Raw genomic sequence first — 23,424 nt, forward strand, 5'->3', positions numbered from 1 at the left:
GCCCCCGCCACCGCTGAAGCCGCCGCCGCCAAAACCTCCACCGCCGAAACCGCCTCCCGAGCCGCCACGGCCTCCCCCGCGTCCGCTTGGCAGAATACCGAACATCTGGCCGACGAAGATCGTCAGGACAAACAGCATCATCAGGAACACGAACAACCCCGGATGCCGCGCAACGAAATCGCTCTCCTGATTGCCACGCGGCTCATACACCGTCGACGGCTCGTCCAGCGGATTGCCCCCCAGCACCACCAGCATCGCCGCCACCCCGTCGCTGATGCCCTTGCTGAAGTTGCCAGCCTTGAACGCCGGAGTGATTACCTGATTGATGATCACCGAACTCTGCGCATCGGTCAGGCGATCTTCCAGGCCATAACCGACTTCGATCCGCAGCTTACGCTCCTCTCGCGCGACGATCAGCAGCGCGCCGTTGTTCTTGTCCTTCTGGCCGATGCCCCAGTAGCGTCCCAGCTGATAACCGAAATCCGCGATGTCGGTGCCCTGCAAGTTTGGCAACGTGACCACCACCAACTGCTCGCCGGTGGCTTTTTCATGGGCATTGAGCTGTTGCGTCAGCTGCTCGCGCACTGCAGGCTCGATCATCCGGGCGTTGTCCACCACCCGCCCGGTCAGTTCCGGGAACTTCAACTCAGCCTGGGCCGTCAGGGTAAACACCCAAAGTAACAACACCAGCCCCACTTTCAACACGCGCATTGGCAACCTCATCCTTGGTGACGCCTGGAACCCATTCCGACGCTTACTTGAACTTCACTTCAGGCGCTTTCTCGGCACCCGGGCTGGTGGCCTCAAACGTTTCGCGGATCGGCAAATCGCTGTACATCACGGTATGCCACAGGCGACCGGGGAACGTGCGAATTTCGGTGTTGTACTTCTGCACCGCGAGGATGAAGTCGCGACGCGCCACGGCAATGCGGTTCTCGGTGCCTTCAAGTTGCGATTGCAGCGCCAGGAAGTTCTGGTTGGCCTTGAGGTCCGGATAACGCTCGGACACCACCATCAACCGACTCAGCGCGCCGGTCAGCTGATTCTGCGCCTGCTCGTACTGTTTGAGCTTTTCCGGATTGTCCAGCGTGCTGGCATCCACCTGAATCGACGTCGCCTTGGCGCGGGCTTCGATCACCGCGGTCAGGGTTTCCTGTTCATGCTGGGCATAGCCCTTGACGGTTTCCACCAGATTGGGAATCAGGTCGGCGCGACGCTGGTACTGGTTCTGCACCTGACCCCAGGCAGCCTTGGCCTGTTCGTCAAGGGTCGGGATATTGTTGATGCCGCAGCCGGCCAACAGAGTGGTCAGCATCATCAAGACTGCAACCTGCAGGCTCGATCGATAATGGTGTCGTACATTCATCTGATTGACGCTCCCTTGCACATTCCGTTGATGAAACAACCTGCGAACTCTGAAGCCGGCTCTTGGGGCATAATCGGCGCCGCTACTGGATTGCATCGAGCCAATGGGCTAAAAGATGCCCTGCGCAAAACAGTTGAGAAGTGTGCTGCATTTTTCTGAACAATGCCCAAACAACAATAGTCGCTCCCAAAATTTTGGCTGACCGGCGCGTATTCACTGCCGTTTAGGCTTTTGAGAAAACCATTCATGAAGAAGCTGTGTTTGCTGGGCCTGTTCGTCAGCCTGGCCAGTCATACCGTATTGGCCGCCACGACGCCCGCACCTATAGAGAACAAGGACGCCTTCATCAGCCACCTGATGGAGCAAATGACCCTCAATGAAAAGATCGGCCAGTTACGCCTGATCAGTATCGGCCCGGAAATGCCTCGGGAGATGATCCGCAAGGAAATCGCGGCCGGTAATATCGGCGGCACCTTCAACTCGATCACCCGCTCGGAAAACCGCCCGATGCAGGACGCGGCCATGCGCAGCCGGTTGAAGATCCCGATGTTCTTCGCCTATGACGTGATCCACGGCCACCGGACGATTTTCCCGATCCCCCTGGCCCTGGCTTCGAGCTGGGACATGGATGCCATTGGCCGGTCCGGGCGCATCGCCGCCCAGGAAGCAGCGGCTGACAGCCTGGACATCACCTTCGCACCGATGGTCGACATCTCCCGCGACCCACGCTGGGGCCGCACGTCCGAAGGCTTCGGCGAAGACACCTACCTGGTTTCGCGGATCGCCGGCGTCATGGTCAAGGCCTTCCAGGGTTCAGGCGCGAACGCGGCCGACAGCATCATGGCCAGCGTCAAGCATTTTGCCTTGTACGGCGCGGTCGAGGGCGGTCGCGACTACAACATCGTCGACATGAGCCCGGTCAAGATGTACCAGGACTATCTACCACCATACCGCGCCGCCATCGACGCCGGTGCTGGCGGGGTAATGGTTGCACTGAACTCGATCAATGGCGTGCCGGCCACCGCCAACACCTGGCTGATGAACGACCTGCTGCGCAAGGAATGGGGCTTCAAGGGCCTGGCGGTCAGCGATCACGGGGCAATTTTCGAGCTGATCAAGCACGGCGTCGCCGCTGACGGTCGCGAAGCCGCGAAGCTGGCGATCAAGGCCGGCATCGACATGAGCATGAACGACACCCTCTACGGCAAAGAGCTGCCGGGGTTGCTGAAGGCCGGTGAGATCGAACAGAAAGACATCGACAACGCCGTGCGCGAAGTGCTCGCCGCCAAGTACGACATGGGCCTGTTCAAGGACCCGTACCTGCGCATCGGCAAGGCCGAGGATGACCCGGCCGACACCTACGCCGAAAGCCGCCTGCACCGCGCCGAGGCCCGTGATGTGGCACGTCGCGGCCAGGTATTGCTGAAGAACCAGGGCGACACCCTGCCGCTGAAGAAAACCGCGAAAATCGCCCTGATCGGTCCGCTGGCCAAGGCACCGATCGACATGATGGGCAGTTGGGCCGCTGCTGGCCGTCCCGCGCAATCGGTCACGCTGTTCGACGGCATGACCCACGCACTCGGCGCGCAATCGACGCTGATCTACGCCCGTGGCGCGAACATCACCAGCGACAAGAAAATCCTCGATTACCTGAACTTCCTCAACTTCGATGCGCCGGAAGTGGTGAATGATCCGCGTCCGGACAACGTGTTGATCGATGAAGCGGTGAAAGCCGCGCAACAAGCCGACGTCGTAGTGGCAGCGGTGGGCGAATCCCGTGGCATGTCCCACGAATCGTCGAGCCGCACCGACCTGAACATTCCGGCCAACCAGCGCGAGCTGATCAGGGCCTTGAAGGCTACCGGCAAACCGCTGGTGCTGGTGTTGATGAACGGCCGTCCGCTGTCGATTCTCGAAGAGAAAGAGCAGGCTGATGCGATTCTGGAAACCTGGTTCACCGGCACCGAAGGCGGCAACGCCATCGCTGACGTGCTGTTCGGCGACTACAACCCGTCGGGCAAACTGCCGATCACCATCCCGCGTTCGGTGGGGCAGATTCCAACCTACTACAACCACCTGACCATTGGCCGGCCGTTCACCCCGGGCAAACCGGGCAACTACACCTCGCAATACTTCGAGGACACCACCGGGCCGCTGTTCCCGTTCGGCTTCGGCCTGAGCTACACCCAGTTCAGCCTGACCGACATGGCCCTGTCGTCGACCACACTGAACAAGACCGGCAAGCTCGACGCCAGCGTCGTGGTGAAGAACACCGGCAAGCGTGACGGCGAAACCGTGGTGCAGTTGTACATCCAGGACGTGACCGGCTCGATGATTCGCCCGATCAAGGAACTGAAGAACTTCCAGAAAGTAATGCTCAAGGCCGGCGAACAGAAAGCCGTGCACTTCACCATCACCGAGGATGACCTGAAGTTCTACAACGCCCAGCTCAAGTACGCCGCGGAACCGGGCAAGTTCAACGTGCAGATCGGCCTGGACTCCGAGGACGTGACGCAGCAGAGTTTTGAGTTGCTGTAAGACCGCTGAAAAGCAAAAGATCGCAGCCTGCGGCAGCTCCTACACAGATTGGGTACATCCGTGAAATCACGTGTGTACACCATCCCCTGTAGGAGCTGCCGCAGGCTGCGATCTTTTGATCTTGAAAAAACCTATCCCCGTCGATCCAGCAGATTCACCACCAACCGATCCACCCATCCCCACATCCGTTGCTTGACTCGCCGCCACAACGGTCGGCGCTTCCATGCTTCGAGGCTGACTTCCTGGCTCAGGGCAAAGTCATTCTCGAAACTCGCCGCCACCGCTCGGGTCAGTCCGAGGTCCAGTGCTTCGAGGTTGGCTTCCAGATTGAAACGCAGATTCCAGTGATCGAAATTGCACGAGCCGATGCTCACCCAGTCATCGATCAGCACCATCTTCAGGTGCAGGAAACACGGCTGGTATTCGAAGATCTTCACCCCTGCCCTGAGCAGTCGCGGGTAGTAGCGATGCCCGGCGTAACGCACCGACGGGTGATCGGTGCGCGGCCCGGTCAGCAGCAGACGCACATCGACGCCACGAGCCGCCGCCCGGCGCAGTGAGCGGCGGACTTTCCAGGTGGGCAGGAAATACGGCGTGGCCAGCCAGATTCGCCGCTGGCCGCTGTTCAGCGCGCGAACCAACGATTGCAGAATGTCCCGGTGCTGGCGGGCGTCGGCATAGGCGACCCGGCCCATGCCCTCGCCCATGGCCGGCACTCGCGGCAGGCGCGGTAAACCGAAGTGCGAAACGGGTTTCCAGGCACGCCGATAGCGGTTGGCGATCCATTGGCGATCGAACAGCAATTGCCAGTCGATAACCAAGGGACCGGTGATTTCCACCATCACTTCGTGCCATTCGCAGGTGTCTTCGCCCGGCGCCCAGAACTCATCGGTGACCCCGGTGCCACCGACTACGGCCAAGGTCTGATCCACCAGCAACAGCTTGCGGTGGTCGCGATAGAAGTTGCCCACCCAGCGTCGCCAGCTCAGGCGATTGTAAAAACGCAACTCGACACCGGCGGCCATCAGGCGCTGACGCAACGTCAGGGTGAACGCCAGGCTGCCATAGTCATCGAACAGGCAGCGCACCCGCACACCGCGCTCGGCCGCCTGGACCAGCGCCTGAACCATGGCCTCGGCGCAGGCCCCTGCCTCCACCAGGTACAGTTCCAGTTCGACCTGTTCTTCGGCGCGGGCAATCGCCACCAGCATTCGCGGAAAAAACTGCGGACCGTCGATCAGCAGTTCAAAGCGGTTGCCTTCGCGCCACGGGAAAATTGCGCCACGCATCTCAGCGCGCCGTGAAAATCAGCACCGCACTCACCGGCACCGACAGACTGATGGACGACAAACCGGCAACCTTGCGCAAGCTTTCCAGGCCCGGCGCCAGGTCGAAGTCTTCAGCGCTGATGACCAAAGGTTCGAGGGTCACCACTTGAAAGCGTCGGTCATCGAGACGGGTCGCCAGCAGTTCGGCGTTGTATTGGTGTTGTTTGCCATGCAGGTTGACGGTCAACGGCAAGCGCAACTCCAGTTGCGCACCCGGCGCCAGGTCGTTGATCGGTCGCAGATCGATCTGTGTCGTGATCAGTGCCTCAGGGAACGTCTGGATCTCGAACAGCTCCTTGCGCATGCGTTCGTCACGCAGCGGGATGCCGCTGTTGACCGACTCCAGCTCGACTTCTACCTCGGCCAGGCCGTTGGGATCGACCTTGCCGTGCAGCACCAGAAAGCGCTGCACTTCGCAGATGTTGGCGTTTTTAGTGCTGATGAATGACAGCCGCGAAGACTCGCCGTCCAGATACCAATTGGCCTGGGCCGACACGGTGATGCCGGCCAGCAGCAGGAAGGCGAGGGTTTTGCAGACAAAGCGGTTGAACATAGAGACTCATGGGCAGATAAACCTGAGCGAACCTTAACTGGCCGTGGGCACATTGCAAACTGCAAAGATCAAAAGATCGCAGCCTTCGGCAGCTCCTACAGGGGTTGGGTCCACCCGCTTCTTCATGGTTGCACGCGGTCAATGCAGGAGCTGCCGAAGGCTGCGATCTTTTCAGGGCATCAACCGACAGCCTTGGCGTTCGCCAACCCAAACAGCGCTATTGCTGCGCCCCACTCCAGCAACCGTCACGCGCTTATTCGCAGCGTCATCGACGAAGCCGCTGGTGGGCAACCACTGCTTCACATAGCCCTGGCAATACTCGGCCGGGTTGTTCATCACATAGCGGCAGGAGCAATATTCCTTGGCGGTGTAGGCGCTGATGATGTCCGGGAAGGCCCACAGCGCCACACGCTCCTGCCAGACCCAGCCAAACAAGGCGATCAGCAGCACCAGCAACAGTGTGCTGAACGGCCGACGGCGAATAAAACTATGGCGACTCATGGCTGCACCTTCAGGGCAAATGCCTTCAGTGCGAGTTTGAGCAATTCGTTGTGCCGATACCCCCCGTCGCGGTCATCGCCGTAGCGCACGATCACCAGTTTTTCGCTGGGAATCACATACATCGCCTGCCCCCAATGACCCAACGCGGCGAAGGTGTCGGCAGGTGCGTCGGGCCAGGGTCGGGGCGCGCCCTCCACCGCGCGATTGAGCCACCAATGTCCGCCGGGCACGGCTTCATCCTGGTTGGCTCGATAGTGGGCGAAAGGCTCACGGCTGAAGTCGACCCAATCCTTGGGCAGCAGTTGCCGCTCACGCCAACGACCGTCGCGCGCCATCAGCAGGCCGACGCGTGCCAGGTCCCGGGCGGTGAGGTAGGCATAGGACGATGCGACAAATGTCCCCGTGGCATCCGCTTCCCAAATCGCACTGCGGATCCCCAAGGGTTCGAACAGCGCAGTCCACGGATAATCAGGATAACGGGCCGGGCCGACGATGTTTTTCAGCGCGGCGGCCAGCAGATTGCTGTCGCCGCTGGAGTAGCGGAATGCCTGACCGGGGCTGGCGTATTCGTCGTGGTCGGCGGTGAACGCCGCCATGTCGCGGTGACCACGGGTGTAGAGCATGGCCACCACCGAGGACTTCAACGGCGCGTATTCATAGTCTTCCTGCCAGTCCAGGCCCGAGGCCCAGTGCAGCAGGTCGGCCATGGTCATGGCGGGGTGTTTTTCCAGCGCTGGATAGAACTTCTGCACCGGATCCTGGCGTTTGAACAGGCCTTCGCCATAGGCCACACCGAGGACTGTGGCCATGAGGCTTTTGCTGATGGACCAGGTCAGGTGCGGCGTTTGAGCAGTGGTCGGGCCGGCGTAGCGTTCGTAGATCAGTTGACCGTCGCGGATGACCAACAAGGCGTCGGTGCGGATGCCCTCGCGAGTGGTGTCGTTACGGGGTGGGAACGCGTAGCTCTCCAAGGCTTGAAGTGCTGGGCCGGTGACTTTCGGGCCGGGCGACCATCGCTCGGCCGGCCAGTTTTCGGCCTGGGCCGTGAGGCTGAGCAGCAGCATGACAATCAGGGACAAGCCTTTGAACATAGGGGGCGCTCGGAGGGATGAACCTGCTGAGCCTAGTCGAGCTTGATGACAGTTTTTGAATTTGCGTCGTCAATGCAATCGCTATCGCGAGCAGGCTCGCTCCCACAGGAGGGCTGTGCTGAGCACAAATCTGCAGCACGACACAAATCCAATGTGGGAGCGAGCCTGCTCGCGATGAGGCCCGTCAATACACCGCCAACGCCTTGGCCAACCGCTTCCCTCGCGCCCCTGCCGCCAAATCCATCACGGCCTGATCGCGCTGCCACATCTGCGCCCATTGCGGCGGGCCATCGGTCAGGGCCTGATTCACTTCAGCCTTGAGCCCGTCGAACTGCGCAAACAACCCGCCCAGTAACACATGCCCCGCCGGATTGTTCGGCGCCTGGCGGCTGACTTCCGCGCATCCGGCCAGCAGCGCCAGCAAACGCAGTTGCAAGGTTTGCGGCCAGTCATTGTCCTGGCCAACGCCGTACAGCCACGCGGCCATGGCGCTCAGCACATAGATGTCTTCCAGGGTGCGGAATGGTTTGACGTAAGCATCCCAGCCATCCCCCGCCAGCAATTCGCACAGCGCGTTGTCGAGAAACAACCGACCGTGGCCGATGTCCGGCATCAGCGGCATCGGCTCGAGTTTTTCCAATCGCACGCCCGGCTCATCGGGATAAACCACCGCCAGACTCAAGCGCGGCACTTCGCCGGGCTCTTCACTGCGCGCGGCGACCAGCAACCAGTCGGCGGCATCGCCAGCGGTGACGAAATCCTTGCGACCGCTCAGGCGCAGATCGCTCAGGCGGGTCTGCATGTCCGCCACCCGCAAACTGCGCTGTTCGGTCGCGCACAACGCGCCGAGGCTCAGCGGCGCGCTCGGCCAGAGCATGCGCAACGCCGCCTGATAACCCACCAGAAACGCCAGCCCCGGTGTTGCCATCAGCCGTCCACCGACCACCGCCAATTCAAACGGCGACACTGCGCCCAATTGTTGCAACAAGGCTGCAAAGCCTTCGCCCAGGTCCAGGTTGGCGGGCAGACGATCGCGGCGTTTCAACAGGGTTTGCCAGGGCATAAGAGGCTCCTTGTGGGCTGTCATATAAGCATCACCAAAGCTTCATGGCGATGACACCGGGGCTACATAGCCTGACTTTGCACAACACGGCTGCATAAAGAAAGTCGATCGGCTGCAACCCAAGACGGGTGGCCAGCCCGTACGGAGACTCACAATGACTCAGATCGCCCGCATCAGCGACACCGGCAATGAACGCCGCCTGCAAGCCGAACGCCTGGTGGGCGCCGAGGCGTTGCAGGAAGCCCAGGCCTTGCGCTTCAACGTGTTCAGCGGCGAATTCAACGCCAAGCTGAAGGGCGCGGAGTTGGGTCTGGACATGGATGACTATGATGTTCACTGCGCCCACATCGGCGTGCGTGACTTGAACACCGGGCGCCTGGTGGCGACCACCCGGTTGCTCGACCACACAGCGGCCAGCAGCCTGGGCAAGTTCTACAGTGAAGAAGAATTCAGCCTGCATGGCCTGGTCCATCTGAAAGGCCCGATCCTGGAAATCGGTCGCACCTGCGTCGATCCGGCCTACCGCAACGGCGGCACCATCGCCGTGCTCTGGGGTGAACTGGCCGAGGTGCTGAACCAGGGCGGTTACAGTTATTTGATGGGGTGCGCGAGCATTCCGATGCAGGACGGCGGCATTCAGGCCCACGCGATCATGCAGCGTCTGCGCGAACGCTACCTGTGCACCGAACACCTGCGGGCCGAGCCGAAAAAGCCACTGCCGACACTGGATATTCCGTCCAACGTCATCGCCGAAATGCCGCCGCTGCTCAAGGCCTATATGCGTCTGGGCGCGAAAATCTGCGGCGAGCCGTGCTGGGACGAGGATTTCCAGGTGGCCGACGTGTTCATCTTGCTCAAGCGCGACGAGCTCTGCCCGCGTTACGCCAAGCACTTCAAGGCGGCTGTGTAATGAGCCGCTTACGGGTGTACGCGCGAATTGCGCGAGTGCTTTTGGTGGTGACGCTGGGATTGAGCATGGCCAGTGTGTTCGGCTTGTTCGAGCGACTGGGGATTGCCCACTCGATGGTCCGTCGCCAGCGCTGGTCGCGGTTTTTCATGGCGCGGCTGAGCAATGCCCTGCCCTTTCGCGTGACCGTGCATGGTGAGCTGCCCAGGCAACCGATGCTCTGGGTCAGCAATCATGTGTCCTGGACCGATATTCCATTGCTCGGCATGCTCACGCCGCTGTCGTTCCTGTCCAAGGCCGAAGTGCGCACCTGGCCGGTGGCGGGCTGGTTAGCGGCCAAGGCCGGCAGCCTGTTCATTCGCCGTGGTTCAGGCGACAGTCAGTTGATCCGCAAACAAATGACCCGCCACCTGGAACAGGAACACCCGCTGCTGATGTTCCCGGAAGGCACCACCACCGATGGTCGCTCGCTGCGTACGTTTCATGGTCGTTTGCTGTCTGCGGCGATCGATTCCGAAGTGGCGCTGCAACCGGTGGCGATTCGTTATCTGCGCGGTGGCGAGCTCGATACGCTGGCACCGTTCATTGGCGATGATGATTTGCTCTCGCACCTGATGCGCTTGTTCGCCAATGATCGGGGTGAGGTGGAGATTCACCTGCTCAAACCGATCGAGTGCCAGGACCGGGAACGTGCGGCGCTGGCGTTCGAAGCGCAGCAGGCGGTGCAGAAGGCGTTGTTCGGGGCGATTCCGGAAGTGCAGCAAGCACCAATGCGACCCGCAATCGCGGCTTAAACACACATCCCCCTGTGGGAGCGAGCCTGCTCGCGATAGCGATTTAACATTCAATGATGATGCTGAATGTCACACCGCTATCGCGAGCAGGCTCGCTCCCACATTGTTTTTATGTCGCTGGATAGTTTTGGACAAAGTCCTGCAACTGTGGATAGAACAACCGAAAATCTTCGCTCAACGGTTCATACAACACCCGCAATTCCCGCATCGCCCCGGCCAGTTCCTCCGGCCGGGTCAGCCTGCGTGAAATCCCGCGCAGCACCTGCTCCAGCACCTCAAACTCCTGATAAGCCCCCAACCAGTCATTGGCCACCATGTGCGGCGCAATCTTCGCCAGGCGCTCCGGCAATTGCGACTCGCTGGACAGCACCCTGTACACGTCCGACGTGAACTGCTCCAGTGGCTGATCCGAGTAAAACGTCCAGTCCCGCGCCAGGCAATGATCGAAAAACACATCGAGCACGATCCCGGCGTAACGCCTGCGCGTGATGGAAAACCGCGACAAGGCGATATCCACCAAAGGATGGCGATCGGTAAACACGTCAATGCTGCGATGCAACTGGATAGCCGCTTCGATCTCCGGATCGAACTGCCCTTGCAGCCGCCCTTTGACGAAATCGCCATACAGACTGCCGAGCATTTGACCGGGCCGCTGGCCACCGAGGTGCAGATGTGCGAGATAGTTCATGCGCGCAGCTTAGCACTGCGCCATCCATATCGTTATAACCCGATATACCGATTTATGCGGTCTTCAGATCGAATTCATATTGGTATATCGCGAAGTACCGATTTAAAGTTCGCCTCATCGCGATATAGCGTTTTACTCATCACGAGCCCAAACCATGACCATCGACCTCGACGAAATAATAAAAGCCCTGGCACACCCAGTACGCCGAGACATTCTCATCTGGCTGAAAGACCCCAAGGTCCAGTTCCCGGAACAGATCCACAACCACGAGTACGGCATTTGCGCCGGACAGATCGATCAGCGCTGCGGCCTGTCGCAGTCGACCGTGTCCGCTCACTTGGCGACCTTGCAACGGGCGGGACTGATCAGCAGCCAGAAAGCCGGTCAATGGCACTTTTTCAAACGCAACGAGGACGTGATTCAGGCGTTCCTCAAGGCCATCGTCAAGGAGCTCAGCGCTCCGACAAGGAACTGACAATGCCCCTCTCGCTACTCATTCTGGCCTTGAGCGCCTTCGCCATCGGTACCACCGAGTTCGTCATCATGGGCCTGTTGCCCGAGGTGGCGGCCGACCTTGGTGTGTCGATCCCCGGCGCCGGCTGGCTGGTGACCGGTTACGCCCTGGGCGTGGCCATCGGTGCACCGTTCATGGCACTGGCCACCGCCAGACTGCCGCGCAAAGCCGCATTGGTAGCGTTGATGGGCATCTTCATCATCGGCAACCTGCTTTGCGCCCTGGCCGGCGACTACAACGTCCTGATGTTTGCCCGCGTGGTCACGGCCCTGTGTCACGGCGCCTTCTTCGGCATCGGTTCAGTGGTGGCGGCAGGTCTGGTGCCGGCCAATAAGCGTGCGTCGGCCGTGGCCCTGATGTTCACCGGCCTGACCCTGGCCAACGTTCTCGGCGTGCCGCTGGGCACCGCGCTCGGTCAGGAAGCCGGTTGGCGTTCGACCTTCTGGGCAGTGACGGTGATCGGTGTGATCGCATTGATCGGCCTGATCCGCTTCCTGCCGGCCAAACGCGATGAAGAAAAACTCGACATGCGCGCCGAACTGCGCGCCCTCAAAGGCGCCGGCATCTGGCTGTCGTTGAGCATGACGGCGCTGTTCGCCGCCTCGGTCTTCACCTTGTTCACCTATGTCGCGCCTCTGCTGGGCGAGGTCACCGGTGTCTCGCCACGCGGTGTGACCTGGACCTTGATGCTCATCGGTCTGGGCCTGACGGTCGGCAACATCATCGGCGGCAAGCTGGCGGACAAAAGCCTGGCTGCAACGCTGATCGGTGTGTTCATCACCATGGCGGTCGTGTCCACCGTGCTGACCTGGACCAGCATTGCAGTGATTCCGACCGAAATCACCCTATTCCTCTGGGCCACCGCGTGCTTCGCCGCCGTACCCGCCCTGCAAGTGAACGTTGTGACCTACGGCAAGGCGGCACCCAACCTGGTGTCGACCCTGAACATCGGCGCTTTCAACGTGGGCAACGCGCTCGGTGCCTGGGTCGGCGGCAGCGTCATCGCCCACGGTCTAGGCCTGACCCGCGTGCCACTCGCGGCCGCCGCACTGGCAGCACTCGCCCTGCTGGTGACCCTGATTACTTTCCGTCAGAGCGGTAATCCCGAACTGGCTCCTGCTACCAACTGATACCTCACGAGGGTTGTATTAAATGACGACTATTTTCGATCCAATCAAACTGGGCGACCTCGAGTTGGCCAACCGCATCATCATGGCGCCACTGACCCGCTGCCGCGCCGATGAAGGCCGTGTGCCGAACGCGCTGATGGCCGAGTACTACGTACAACGTGCCTCTGCCGGCCTGATCCTCAGCGAAGCCACGTCGGTCACGCCGATGGGCGTCGGCTATCCGGACACTCCCGGCATCTGGTCCAACGACCAGGTGCGCGGCTGGAGCAACGTGACCAAAGCGATCCACGGCGCGGGCGGCAAAATCTTCCTGCAACTGTGGCACGTGGGTCGTGTTTCCCACCCCTCTTACCTGAACGGCGAAGCACCGGTCGCGCCGAGCGCCATCCAGCCTAAAGGCCACGTCAGCCTGGTTCGTCCACTGGCCGACTTCCCAACCCCGCGCGCGCTGGAAACCGCAGAAATCGCCGACATCATCGACGCTTACCGTGTCGGTGCCGAGAACGCCAAGGCCGCCGGTTTCGACGGCGTGGAAATCCACGGTGCCAACGGTTACCTGCTCGACCAGTTCCTGCAAAGCAGCACCAACCAGCGCACCGACAACTATGGCGGCTCCCTGGAAAACCGTGCGCGCCTGTTGCTGGAAGTGACTGATGCTGCGATCGAAGTCTGGGGCGCGGGCCGCGTCGGTGTGCACCTGTCGCCGCGCGCCGATTCCCATGACATGGGCGACGACAACCTGTCCGAAACCTTCACCTACGTCGCTCGCGAATTGGGCAAGCGTGGCATCGCCTTCATCTGCTCCCGCGAGAAGGAAGGTGCCGACAGCCTCGGCCCACAACTCAAAGAAGCTTTCGGCGGCCCGTACATCGCCAACGAACGTTTCACCAAGGACAGCGCCAACGCCTGGCTGGCCAGCGGCAAGGCTGATGCGGTCGCCTTCGGTGTGCCGTTCATTGCCAACCCGGACCTGCCAGCGCGCTTGAAGGCTGACGCGCCGTTGAACGAGCCTCGTCCGGAACTGTTCTATGGCAAGGGCCCGGTTGGTTACATCGACTACCCGGCGCTGTAAACGTCCGCCATTGAAACGCAAAAGCCCCGACTCGAAAGAGCCGGGGCTTTTCATTGGAAGATCAAAAGATCGCAGCCTTCGGCAGCTCCTACAGATCTTGTCAGCGTTTGCGCTGCCCCCAGGCGACCGCGAGACCGCTGAGGCAAATCACCGCAATCCCGATCACGCCGAAACTGTCCGGTGTGTGGCCGAAAACCAGGTATCCGTACATTCCGGCAAACAAAATCTGCCCGTAACTGAACGGTGCGAGCATTGCCGGCGCGGCGTGACGGAAGGCCTGGGTCAGCAGCATGTGACCGAGCATGCCGCAGGTGCCCAGGCCAATCATGAACAGACCGTGCAGCAACGTCGGCGTGCTCCAGAAGAACGGCAACAACGCACTCATGATCAGGCTGTTGAGAATGCCGGTCAGAAAGTTGCTGGTGGTTGGGCTATCTATACCGCTGAGCAGGCGGGTGAGCAATTGATAGAAACCAAAACACAAGGCCGAGCACAGTGGCAACAAGATCGCCGGGGTGAACAGCGCCCCGCCAGGCCGCACGACGATCAGCGCGCCAACAAACCCACCCAGCACCGCCAGCCACTGATTGCGCGTCACCCGCTCATGCAGCAACGGCACGGACAGCGCAGTGACCAATAAAGGTGCAAGGAAGTTCACAGCCGTGGCCTCGGCCAAGGGGATGTAACGCAGACCTGTGGTGAAGAACAGGCTGGTGCCGATCAGGCACAGGGCACGCAGAAACTGCAAACCGGGCCGCTTGGTGCGCACCACCGCCGAAAAACCACTGCGTGGCACAAAAATCACCAGCATCAACAGCGTGTGCACCACGTAACGTGCCCAGACCACCATGACGATGGGGTAGAACCCGGACAGGTATTTGGACAGGGTGTCGTGGCTGGCAAACAACAACACCGCCAGGCAAATCAATGCGATGCCCTTGATCGGCTGCTCGGCACCCTTGTAGCCCGGGTTATTCACACTCATTCACACACTCGACACAAAATTCCTACAAAATACGTAGCTCGCTATCTATCAACCAGGCGAGCCTACGTATATAAAAGCATCCCATTGCAAAAAGGCGAACGAAGCTGGGATCTTCGCCCGCTTCAAGTATTTGACACAAACGGTTCCAATTACGCATTTTGTTTCAATTGCGCAGGCTGGGACTCAAGCGCAGCATATCTAATCCTGTATCGACCCAACGCTCGGCCTCGGTGTGCAGTTGAAAACTGTCGGGGGCCAACAGCCACTGATACAGGATGCCATCGATGTACGCATGCAGGCTGATGGCCGCGCGGGCAGTGTCGAGGTTTTCCGGCAACTGCCCCCGATTCACCGCATTACTCAGGGCCAGAGCGATTCGCACATTGCAATCGAGACTGACCGTTCGGCGCTGCTGGCGCAGATCGCACATTTCATCGGTGAATTCGCACTTATGAAACAGAATCTCGTTGATGCGTCGGGTTTTCGGGTCCAGGGCAACTTGATGAAACAAATGAATCAGCAACTTGCGCATGCAGCCCAGCGGATCGAGCTCCGCTTCGCTTTCGCTGGCCTTGGCCATTTCTTCCAGCGGCTCATGCAAGGTATCGAGCATGGCCTGCACCAGATCCGCCTTGTTACTGAAATGCCAGTAGATGGCCCCGCGAGTCACGCCGGCCAGGTTAGCGATGTCCGCCAGCGTCGTGCGCGCCACGCCTCGTTCGTAAAAGGCTTTTTCTGCCGCTTCGAGTATCTGGCTTCGGGTTTCTTGAGCTTCCTCTTTGGTACGACGAACCATGGCGGTACAACCTCAATCAGGGTGCTTCAGCGATGTCTGAATATCAGCTGAATAAAAGTGGGGCGAGCGCTTTGGAGCGACTCATCAGGCCTACAATTCAAACCTTTCAACGACTTTTGTAATGGCGTGGATACGCCGCCAAAGCCTTTACAAACAACCATGAATGTAAGTATATTCCTTAGCAAGCTACTTATCCACCCGGCAAAAATTTTTTAACCTTCCACATTTCTTGTGCGCAATTTGCGCGCCTGACCCGAGGATCTTCATGCAATTCAAGCCAGCTGTTACCGCTCTGGTTACTGCCGTCGCCCTGGCATCGCTGCTCAGCGGATGTAAAAAGGAAGAGGCGGCACCTGCCGCACCACCCCCTCAGGTCGGCGTCGTAACCCTGCAAACTCAAGCCTTCACCCTGACGTCCGAACTTCCGGGGCGCACCAGTGCGTTCCGCATTGCGGAAGTTCGCCCACAGGTCAACGGCATCATTCTCAAACGACTGTTCAAGGAAGGCGGCGACGTCAAGGCCGGCCAGCAGCTCTATCAGATCGATCCATCGGTCTATGACGCGACCCTGAAAAGCGCCGAAGCCAACTTGCGCTCAACCAAGTCGATTTCCGACCGCTACAAGCAACTGGTCGACGAACAAGCCGTCAGCCGTCAGGAATACGACACGGCGCTGGCCAACCGCCTGCAATCGGAAGCGTCCCTGCAAAGTGCCCAGATCAACGTGCGCTACACCAAGGTGTATGCACCGATCTCCGGTCGCATCGGCCGTTCTTCGGTGACGGAAGGCGCGCTGGTCAGCAGTGGCCAGGCCGACGCCATGGCGGTCATCCAGCAACTGGACCCGATCTACGTCGACGTGACCCAGTCCTCGGTGGAGCTGCTTGAGCTGCGCCGCGAACTGGAAAGCGGTCGCCTGCAAAAGGCTGGTGATAATGCCGCCGCGGTCAAGCTAACTCTCGAAGACGGCAGCCAGTACAAGCTGGACGGCAAGCTCGAGTTCTCCGAAGTTTCGGTTGACCAGACCACCGGCTCCGTGACCCTGCGTGCCGTGTTCGCGAACCCTGATCACACCTTGCTGCCGGGCATGTTCGTTCACGCTCAGTTGCAAGCCGGTGTGAACAGCGCGGCGATTCTGGCTCCGCAACAAGGCGTGACCCGCGACCTCAAAGGCTCTCCGACCGCGCTGGTCGTCGGTCCGGACAACAAGGTCGAACTGCGTCAGCTCAAGGCCAGCCGCACCGTCGGTAGCCAATGGCTGATTGAAGACGGTCTGAAGGCAGGCGATCGCCTGATCACCGAAGGGCTGCAATTCGTCAGACCGGGCGTTGAAGTCAGGGCCACTGAAGCAACTAACGTTGGCACAAAGAGCCCGGCCCCCGCACAGGCAGCTAATACAGCTGTCGGCGGCAAAGGGGAGTAAACCATGTCGAAATTTTTTATCGACCGTCCGATTTTCGCCTGGGTAATTGCCCTGGTGATCATGCTGGTCGGGGCTCTATCGATCCTCAAACTGCCGATCAACCAATACCCGAGCATTGCGCCTCCGGCCATTGCCATTTCGGTGACCTACCCAGGCGCATCTGCACAAACCGTGCAGGACACCGTGGTGCAAGTGATCGAGCAACAGCTCAACGGTATCGACAACCTGCGTTATGTCTCGTCGGAAAGTAACTCCGACGGCAACATGACCATTACCGCGACCTTCGAGCAGGGCACCAGCTCCGATACCGCGCAGGTTCAGGTCCAGAACAAGCTGAACCTCGCCACCCCGCTGCTGCCGCAAGAAGTGCAGCAACAGGGTATCCGCGTGACCAAGTCGGTGAAAAACTTCCTGATGGTCATCGGTGTGGTATCGCGTGACGGCAGCATGACCAAGGACGACCTGTCCAACTACATCGTGTCGAACATGCAGGACCCGATCTCGCGCACCGCCGGTGTCGGTGACTTCCAGGTCTTCGGTGCCCAGTACGCGATGCGGATCTGGCTCGACCCGGCAAAGTTGAACAACTACAACCTGACTCCGGTGGACGTGAAAACCGCCATCGCGGCGCAGAACGTCCAGGTATCGTCCGGTCAACTCGGCGGCTTGCCTGCCCTGCCCGGCCAGCAACTGAACGCTACGATCATCGGCAAGACCCGTCTGCAAACCGCCGAACAGTTCAAGTCGATCCTGCTGAAGGTCAACAAGGACGGCTCGCAAGTGCGTGTCGGCGACGTTGCGGAAGTCGGTCTGGGTGGTGAGAACTACTCGATCAGTGCCCAGTTCAACGGCGCCCCGGCCTCCGGTCTGGCGGTAAAACTGGCCAACGGTGCCAACGCCCTCGACACCGCAAAAGCCCTGCGCAAAACCATCGATGACCTGAAACCGTTTTTCCCGGAAGGGATGGAAGTGGTGTTCCCGTACGACACCACCCCGGTGGTGACCGAGTCGATCAAGGGTGTGGTTGAAACCCTGGTCGAAGCGATCGTGCTGGTGTTCCTGGTGATGTTCCTGTTCCTGCAAAACTTCCGCGCCACCGTCATCACCACGATGACCGTGCCAGTGGTATTGCTGGGTACGTTCGGGATCCTGGCGGCATTCGGTTTCAGCATCAACACCCTGACCATGTTCGGTATGGTGTTGGCCATTGGCTTGTTGGTGGACGATGCCATCGTCGTGGTGGAAAACGTCGAACGGGTCATGAGCGAAGAAGGCCTGTCACCCAAGGAAGCCACCAAGAAATCCATGGGGCAGATCCAGGGAGCCCTGGTCGGTATCGCCCTGGTGCTGTCGGCGGTACTGCTACCGATGGCGTTCTTCAGTGGCTCCACCGGTGTGATCTACAAGCAGTTCTCGATCACCATCGTTTCGGCCATGGCCTTGTCGGTGATGGTGGCGTTGATCTTCACCCCGGCACTCTGCGCGACCATGCTCAAAGCGATTCCGAAAGGCGAGCATGGCATACCGAAACGTGGCTTCTTCGGCTGGTTCAACCGCAGCTTCGACCGTGGCGTCAAAAGCTATGAGCGCGGCGTGGGCAATATGCTCGCGCACAAGGCTCCGTACCTGCTGGCGTATCTGATCATCGTGGTCGGCATGATCTGGCTGTTCACCCGTATTCCAACGGCGTTCCTGCCGGAAGAAGACCAGGGTGTACTGTTTGCTCAGGTGCAGACACCGGCCGGCTCCAGCTCCCAGCGCACGCAAGTGGTCGTGGACGAAATGCGCGAATTTCTGCTGCGTCCAAGCAAGGAAGGCGGCGAAGGCGACGCGGTGGCCTCGGTATTTACCGTGACCGGCTTCAACTTCGCCGGTCGTGGCCAGAGTTCGGGTATGGCGTTCATCATGCTCAAACCCTGGGACGAACGTAACGCCGACAACAGCGTGTTCAAACTGGCGGCCCGTGCCCAACAGCACTTCTTTACCTTCCGCGACGCCATGGTGTTTGCCTTCGCGCCTCCGGCGGTACTGGAACTGGGTAACGCCACCGGTTTCGACGTATTCCTTCAGGACCGCGCCGGTATTGGTCACGAAAAGCTGATGGCGGCACGCAACCAGTTCCTCGGCATGGCGGCGCAAAGCAAGGTCCTGTCGCAAGTGCGTCCTAACGGCCTGAACGACGAGCCGCAATACCAGCTGGAAATCGATGATGAGAAGGCCAGCGCCCTGGGCGTGACCCTCACCGACATCAACAACACCCTGTCGATTGCCCTGGGCAGTAGCTATGTGAACGACTTCATCGACCGCGGTCGAGTGAAGAAGGTTTACATACAAGGCCTGCCTGGCGCTCGCATGAGCCCCGAAGACCTGAAGAAGTGGTACGTGCGCAACAGCGCCGGCACCATGGTTCCGTTCTCCGCGTTCGCCAAGGGTGAGTGGATCTACGGATCGCCAAAACTGGCCCGTTACAACGGCGTAGAAGCAATGGAAATCCTCGGTGCCCCGGCGCCAGGTTATTCCACCGGTGAAGCCATGGCCGAAGTCGAAGCCCTGGCCAAGAAACTGCCGGCCGGTGTCGGTATTTCCTGGACCGGCCTGTCGTACGAGGAACGTCTGTCCGGCTCGCAAGCGCCAGCGTTGTATGCCCTGTCGCTACTGATGGTGTTCCTGTGTCTGGCGGCGCTGTATGAAAGCTGGTCGATCCCGATCGCGGTGATGCTGGTGGTGCCGCTGGGGATCATCGGTGCGCTGATGGCGACCAGCCTGCGTGGCCTGTCCAACGACGTGTACTTCCAGGTGGGGCTGTTGACCACCATCGGTCTGGCGGCGAAAAACGCCATTCTGATCGTCGAGTTCGCCAAGGAGCTGCATGAGCAAGGACGTAGCCTGCGCGAGGCAGCGATCGAAGCCTGCCGGATGCGTCTGCGACCGATCATCATGACCTCGCTCGCGTTTGTGCTCGGTGTGGTGCCACTGGCCATTTCCACGGGTGCGGGTTCGGGTAGCCAACATGCGATCGGTACCGGGGTAATTGGCGGTATGCTCACGGCCACGATCCTGGCGATCTTCTGGGTCCCGTTGTTCTTCGTCACCGTGTCGTCCATGGGTCAGCGCAAAATCGCCGATCAGGATGACGCCATTGAACCTTCTAAAGAGGCTGGCTAATGAGCAAGTCGCTACTCTCCATCGCAGTCGCTGCCTTCGTGCTGAGCGGCTGCTCGCTGATACCCGACTATCAGCAGCCTGAAGCACCGGTGGCGGGCCAATACCCGCAAGGCCCGGCGTATTCACCGGCCCAGGCGCCCAACCAGGCTGCCGCCGAACAGGGCTGGAAGCAGTTTTTCCACGACCCGGCGCTGCAACAGATGATTCAGACCGCGCTGGAGAACAACCGTGACCTGCGCGTCGCGGCGCTGAACATCGACGCTTATGCGGCTCAATACCGCATCCAGCGCGCCGATCTGTACCCGGCGGTTTCGGCCACCGGCAGCGGCAGCCGTCAGCGGGTTCCGGCGCGGGCCTCGCAAACCGGTGAAGCGGGCATCACCAGCTCCTACTCAGCCACCGTCGGCATCAGTGCCTATGAACTCGACCTGTTCGGTCGGGTTCGCAGCCTGAGCGAAGAAGCCCTGCAGAAATACTTCGCCACTGAAGAAGCACGCCGCAGTACCCAGATCAGCCTGGTGGCCAGTGTGGCCAATGCCTACCTGACCTGGCAGGCTGACAAGGAATTGCTCAAGCTCACTCAGGAAACCCTCGGTGCCTACGAGGAGAGCTACAAGCTCACCTCGCGCAGCAACGAAGTGGGTGTAGCCTCGGCACTGGATCTGGCCCAGTCGCGCACTTCGGTGGAAAATGCCCGCGCGCAACAGGCCAAATACACCCGTCAGGTTGCCCAGGATGAAAACAGCCTGGTGCTGCTGCTCGGCACCGGTATCCCGGCCAATCTGCAAGCGGCCAAGCCACTGTCGGACGACCTGCTGAGCGAAGTGCCGGCCGGCCTGCCGTCGGATTTGCTGCAACGTCGTCCAGACATCCTTCAGGCCGAGTACAACCTCAAGGCTGCCAACGCCAACATCGGCGCGGCGCGGGCTGCGTTCTTCCCGAGCATCAGCCTGACCGCCAATGCCGGCTCCCTGAGCCCGGACCTTTCCGGTCTGTTCAAGGGCGGTTCGGGCACCTGGTTGTTCCAGCCGCAGATCAACCTGCCGATCTTCAACGCCGGCAGCCTGCGCGCCAGCCTGGATTACTCAAAAATCCAGAAAGACATCGGCGTGGCGAACTACGAGAAGTCCATTCAAACGGCCTTCCAGGAAGTCGCCGATGGCCTGGCCGCACGCCAGACCTACACCGAGCAGTTGCAAGCTCAGCGTGACTTCGTCAGCGCCAACCAGGACTACTACCGGCTGGCCGAGCGTCGTTACCGCATCGGTGTCGACAGCAACCTGACCTTCCTCGACGCCCAGCGTCAGCTGTTCAGTGCCCAACAAGCGCTGATCACCGACCGTCTGGCGCAGCTGGTCAGCGCGGTCAATCTGTACAAGGCGCTGGGGGGTGGCTGGAATGAACAGACGGCGAAGAACGAGCCGTTGAAAGAAGAAGCGCCAAAGATGAAGTTGTTCTGATAGCGCGGTAAACACGAAGCCCACCGATTGGTGGGCTTTTTGTTGGCCATGGAAAAGCGGGCGTGTTCGTCTCAGCCGCCAACCCCATTGACCAGAAACACCGGTTCCTCCAGATAATCGAGCCCTAACCGGTTTTCGAACATTTCGTCGCGTAATGCCGCCGTGGTGAAACAGCCCAGGTCCAGAGCGGTGGCCAGCAGTGAAAAGGTCTGGCTCAGATGCCCGGTATCCATCAGCGACACCCGCAGTGCGCGGCTGAATTCGTATTTCCAGGCCATCCGCTCGACCCGCGCCGTGGAAACGAACACCGCCGCCGCGTCCTTGATCCACGACTGCCCGCCACAGGCCTCGCTGACCCAGGCTCGCGGATCTTCCAGGGAAAGCAGCTCAAGCCCATGACGGCGTACCGAATAGTGGTAAAGACCCCGCTCGAAACCTTGCACATTCATCAGCACCGCATACACCTCGGTGCCCTGCAGCGAACCGCCGGCCGGCGAGGTTTTCTTCAGAAAGTAGTCGCCCATGCGGTTCTGCTCCATGGCCGTCGCGCCCCAGGTGTAGTAGAGCAACAGGGACAGTTGCGCTGAACTCAACGGTTGATCACTGAAGGTTCGCGACGTGCGGCGATTGCACAGCGTGTCCAGCAACGTCGGCTGAGCGATCGCGCAGGAAGTCTGCAGCGGGTTTTCCAGGGCAATGAACGGATGAGACCAATAGTCCTTGAACGTCGACGGTTGGCGTTGCGTCGAGGCCTTTTGCTCCAGTTCCGTTTCCAGTTCGACAACGCTGATGTAGGGCGTATGCGAGCCGGTCCGGGTACTCAGGTAAAACTCCAGCGCTGCGTCCCAGTGGGTCCAAAGGTCGAGCGGATGCTTACCCTCACCAGAGGTGATCGTGTCCAATTGATTCGCGACAGGCAGTAAAACACCGTGGCCGACCAGCGTCCTCAGGAACGCCAGATTGTCGTCCTGTGCAGAACTCTGCAAAACACCCGGTAGCAACAAGGCACTCTCCAGCGTCTGCGGGCTCAGGAAGTGGCGCAGTAACGGCAGAAACGTTACGCAAAATTCCAGGCTCAAGTTCTGCTGCCGATCCCGGATAAAAAACGACGCCGAGCCAATGCTGAGCCAGGTGCTTTCCCTGAGTTTCAATGGGGTCTGCGCGCCCGCCGATGGCGTCTCTTGCTCGACCTGCTGATCGCGCCCTTGCCAGAACAAGGCCTTGGGTCTCAAGGACTTGATGGCCTTGATCAACGTCAACAGTTCCGCGTCATCTGTTTTGCGGGAAATATCCCACTCAAGGGTGATCGCTTTCACCGGCGATGAGGCAAACAAATGACGCAAGATGTCCCAGTCCCGCCGCGGATGGCCGGTGTGAATTTCAATCAACCGGTCCAGCGGCAACGAACGCAAATAGTCGTTCAGGTCGTAACCCAGGGTTCTGGCGGTCGTGATCGCGCTGTCGAGATCCAGCAGAAAGCCCGAGCCGCTGCGCTCCACCACACTGGAGATGAACTCGCCTTCGGACTGCTCCTGTGCGCCCGCCAATGAAAACAATCGCGGCGCGTTTTCAAGCACCAGCAGCGTTGCCGTGAGCTCGCGCAATTCAATGGCATTGGCCACCACCGTGTCAGCCACCTCTTGGGCCAGGGTCGGCAAAATGAAGTGCTGAGTGTCGCCACCGTGGAAACGCGACCAGGAAATATGCTCGGCCAGCCATGGCGAGCGGGTTTTGTCGCACAGTCGCCGCGTCATGTGCAGGAACTCGCGATCCATCGCGATACCCACGCTGCCCAGGGACAAACTGGATGAATGCAGCAAACTCGGTACTCGAGCGCCGACCTCAAGCAAACGAGGCTCCAGAATGCAGTGCGTCGGCTGAAACTCCACATAATCGAAATGCGGCAAACCCTCAGCGAGAATCCGTTCGACGGTCGGATCAAGCCCCTCCTGCGACCTGTCCTCCCGAGAGCCGCGTCGTGGCAAGTGGTACTCCAGCCCCACCCCTGCCTCGGGAAATTGCGAAGCATCAAACATCGCCATGATCGTCT

20 protein-coding genes are annotated in these 23,424 nt (G+C 60.2%); 9 read left to right on the forward strand and 11 right to left on the reverse strand.

The genetic code is table 11. The features are described from left to right. Positions 1-711 (reverse strand): TPM domain-containing protein (locus tag KGB14_RS02910; RefSeq protein ID WP_223484016.1); only part of this gene is annotated, 711 nt, incomplete at its 3' end. A 43-nt stretch (positions 712-754) separates the two neighbouring features. Further along, complete coding sequence (locus tag KGB14_RS02915; RefSeq protein WP_223484017.1) at positions 755-1,366, reverse strand: LemA family protein; 612 nt, start codon at positions 1,364-1,366, stop codon at positions 755-757. 246 nt (positions 1,367-1,612) lie between these two features. Between KGB14_RS02915 and bglX the strand changes: the two genes are divergently transcribed. Then, the gene (gene bglX, locus KGB14_RS02920) at positions 1,613-3,904 is read left to right on the forward strand and encodes a beta-glucosidase BglX (RefSeq protein WP_223484018.1); all 2,292 of its coding nucleotides are present in this window, start codon (positions 1,613-1,615) and stop codon (positions 3,902-3,904) included. Between the two features lie 131 nt (positions 3,905-4,035). On the opposite strand, the gene KGB14_RS02925 is transcribed toward bglX, so the two are convergent. The 5 genes from KGB14_RS02925 to KGB14_RS02945 all read right to left on the reverse strand — a co-directional run bounded on the left by KGB14_RS02925 (position 4,036) and on the right by KGB14_RS02945 (position 8,440). Beyond that, on the reverse strand, positions 4,036-5,193 hold the full coding sequence (locus KGB14_RS02925) for a phospholipase D-like domain-containing protein (RefSeq protein WP_223484019.1): 1,158 nt from the start codon (positions 5,191-5,193) through the stop codon (positions 4,036-4,038). 1 nt (position 5,194) lies between these two features. Further along, on the reverse strand, positions 5,195-5,785 hold the full coding sequence (locus KGB14_RS02930; RefSeq protein ID WP_223484020.1) for a YceI family protein: 591 nt from the start codon (positions 5,783-5,785) through the stop codon (positions 5,195-5,197). A gap of 171 nt (positions 5,786-5,956) precedes the next feature. Beyond that, complete coding sequence (locus tag KGB14_RS02935; RefSeq protein WP_223484021.1) at positions 5,957-6,286, reverse strand: amidase; 330 nt, start codon at positions 6,284-6,286, stop codon at positions 5,957-5,959. Further along, a complete protein-coding gene (locus tag KGB14_RS02940) occupies positions 6,283-7,377 on the reverse strand; it encodes a serine hydrolase domain-containing protein (RefSeq protein WP_223484022.1) in 1,095 nt (364 codons plus the stop codon). The genes KGB14_RS02935 and KGB14_RS02940 overlap by 4 nt, the downstream gene beginning before the upstream one ends. A gap of 184 nt (positions 7,378-7,561) precedes the next feature. After that, positions 7,562-8,440 carry an acyl-CoA dehydrogenase family protein gene (locus KGB14_RS02945; protein WP_223484023.1) on the reverse strand — a complete coding sequence of 293 codons (879 nt, stop codon included), beginning with the start codon at positions 8,438-8,440 and terminating at the stop codon, positions 7,562-7,564. Between the two features lie 154 nt (positions 8,441-8,594). On the opposite strand from KGB14_RS02945, the gene olsB reads away from it, so the two are divergent. After that, positions 8,595-9,350 carry an L-ornithine N(alpha)-acyltransferase gene (gene olsB / locus KGB14_RS02950; RefSeq protein WP_007903792.1) on the forward strand — a complete coding sequence of 252 codons (756 nt, stop codon included), beginning with the start codon at positions 8,595-8,597 and terminating at the stop codon, positions 9,348-9,350. Then, on the forward strand, positions 9,350-10,141 hold the full coding sequence (locus KGB14_RS02955; RefSeq protein ID WP_223484024.1) for a lysophospholipid acyltransferase family protein: 792 nt from the start codon (positions 9,350-9,352) through the stop codon (positions 10,139-10,141). The genes olsB and KGB14_RS02955 overlap by 1 nt, the downstream gene beginning before the upstream one ends. A gap of 109 nt (positions 10,142-10,250) precedes the next feature. Here the strand turns inward: KGB14_RS02955 and KGB14_RS02960 are convergent, their stop codons facing one another. After that, positions 10,251-10,829, reverse strand: coding sequence for an ACP phosphodiesterase (locus KGB14_RS02960; RefSeq protein ID WP_223484025.1), 579 nt, complete (start codon positions 10,827-10,829; stop codon positions 10,251-10,253). A gap of 154 nt (positions 10,830-10,983) precedes the next feature. Between KGB14_RS02960 and KGB14_RS02965 the strand changes: the two genes are divergently transcribed. The 3 genes from KGB14_RS02965 to KGB14_RS02975 are packed head-to-tail and all read left to right on the forward strand — an operon-like array spanning position 10,984 to position 13,545. Further along, the gene (locus tag KGB14_RS02965; RefSeq protein ID WP_223484026.1) at positions 10,984-11,304 is read left to right on the forward strand and encodes an ArsR/SmtB family transcription factor; all 321 of its coding nucleotides are present in this window, start codon (positions 10,984-10,986) and stop codon (positions 11,302-11,304) included. A 2-nt stretch (positions 11,305-11,306) separates the two neighbouring features. Beyond that, entirely contained in the window at positions 11,307-12,473 is a 1,167-nt protein-coding gene (locus tag KGB14_RS02970) for an MFS transporter (protein ID WP_223484027.1), read from the forward strand. Between the two features lie 22 nt (positions 12,474-12,495). Then, positions 12,496-13,545 carry an alkene reductase gene (locus tag KGB14_RS02975; RefSeq protein WP_223484028.1) on the forward strand — a complete coding sequence of 350 codons (1,050 nt, stop codon included), beginning with the start codon at positions 12,496-12,498 and terminating at the stop codon, positions 13,543-13,545. Between the two features lie 100 nt (positions 13,546-13,645). On the opposite strand, the gene KGB14_RS02980 is transcribed toward KGB14_RS02975, so the two are convergent. Continuing rightward, a complete protein-coding gene (locus KGB14_RS02980) occupies positions 13,646-14,530 on the reverse strand; it encodes a DMT family transporter (RefSeq protein WP_223484029.1) in 885 nt (294 codons plus the stop codon). A 163-nt stretch (positions 14,531-14,693) separates the two neighbouring features. Next, positions 14,694-15,326 carry an efflux system transcriptional repressor EmhR gene (gene emhR / locus KGB14_RS02985; protein ID WP_223484030.1) on the reverse strand — a complete coding sequence of 211 codons (633 nt, stop codon included), beginning with the start codon at positions 15,324-15,326 and terminating at the stop codon, positions 14,694-14,696. Positions 15,327-15,591: 265 nt separating this feature from the next. On the opposite strand from emhR, the gene emhA reads away from it, so the two are divergent. Genes emhA through emhC form a run of 3 tightly spaced genes read left to right on the forward strand, consistent with a single transcriptional unit; the run spans position 15,592 to position 21,374 of the window. Continuing rightward, positions 15,592-16,749: an efflux RND transporter periplasmic adaptor subunit EmhA gene (emhA, locus tag KGB14_RS02990; protein ID WP_223484031.1), complete on the forward strand. Its 1,158-nt coding sequence runs from the start codon at positions 15,592-15,594 to the stop codon at positions 16,747-16,749. A gap of 3 nt (positions 16,750-16,752) precedes the next feature. Then, positions 16,753-19,914, forward strand: coding sequence for an efflux RND transporter permease subunit EmhB (gene emhB, locus KGB14_RS02995; protein ID WP_223484032.1), 3,162 nt, complete (start codon positions 16,753-16,755; stop codon positions 19,912-19,914). Continuing rightward, positions 19,914-21,374: an efflux RND transporter outer membrane subunit EmhC gene (gene emhC, locus KGB14_RS03000; RefSeq protein WP_223484033.1), complete on the forward strand. Its 1,461-nt coding sequence runs from the start codon at positions 19,914-19,916 to the stop codon at positions 21,372-21,374. The genes emhB and emhC overlap by 1 nt, the downstream gene beginning before the upstream one ends. Positions 21,375-21,445: 71 nt before the next feature. Here emhC and KGB14_RS03005 read toward each other — a convergent pair whose 3' ends face one another. After that, positions 21,446-23,416: a DUF692 family multinuclear iron-containing protein gene (locus tag KGB14_RS03005; RefSeq protein ID WP_223484034.1), complete on the reverse strand. Its 1,971-nt coding sequence runs from the start codon at positions 23,414-23,416 to the stop codon at positions 21,446-21,448. Between the last annotated feature and the right edge of the window lie 8 nt (positions 23,417-23,424).

The organism is Pseudomonas sp. A-RE-19, from assembly GCF_019956555.1.
Classification (GTDB): domain Bacteria; phylum Pseudomonadota; class Gammaproteobacteria; order Pseudomonadales; family Pseudomonadaceae; genus Aquipseudomonas.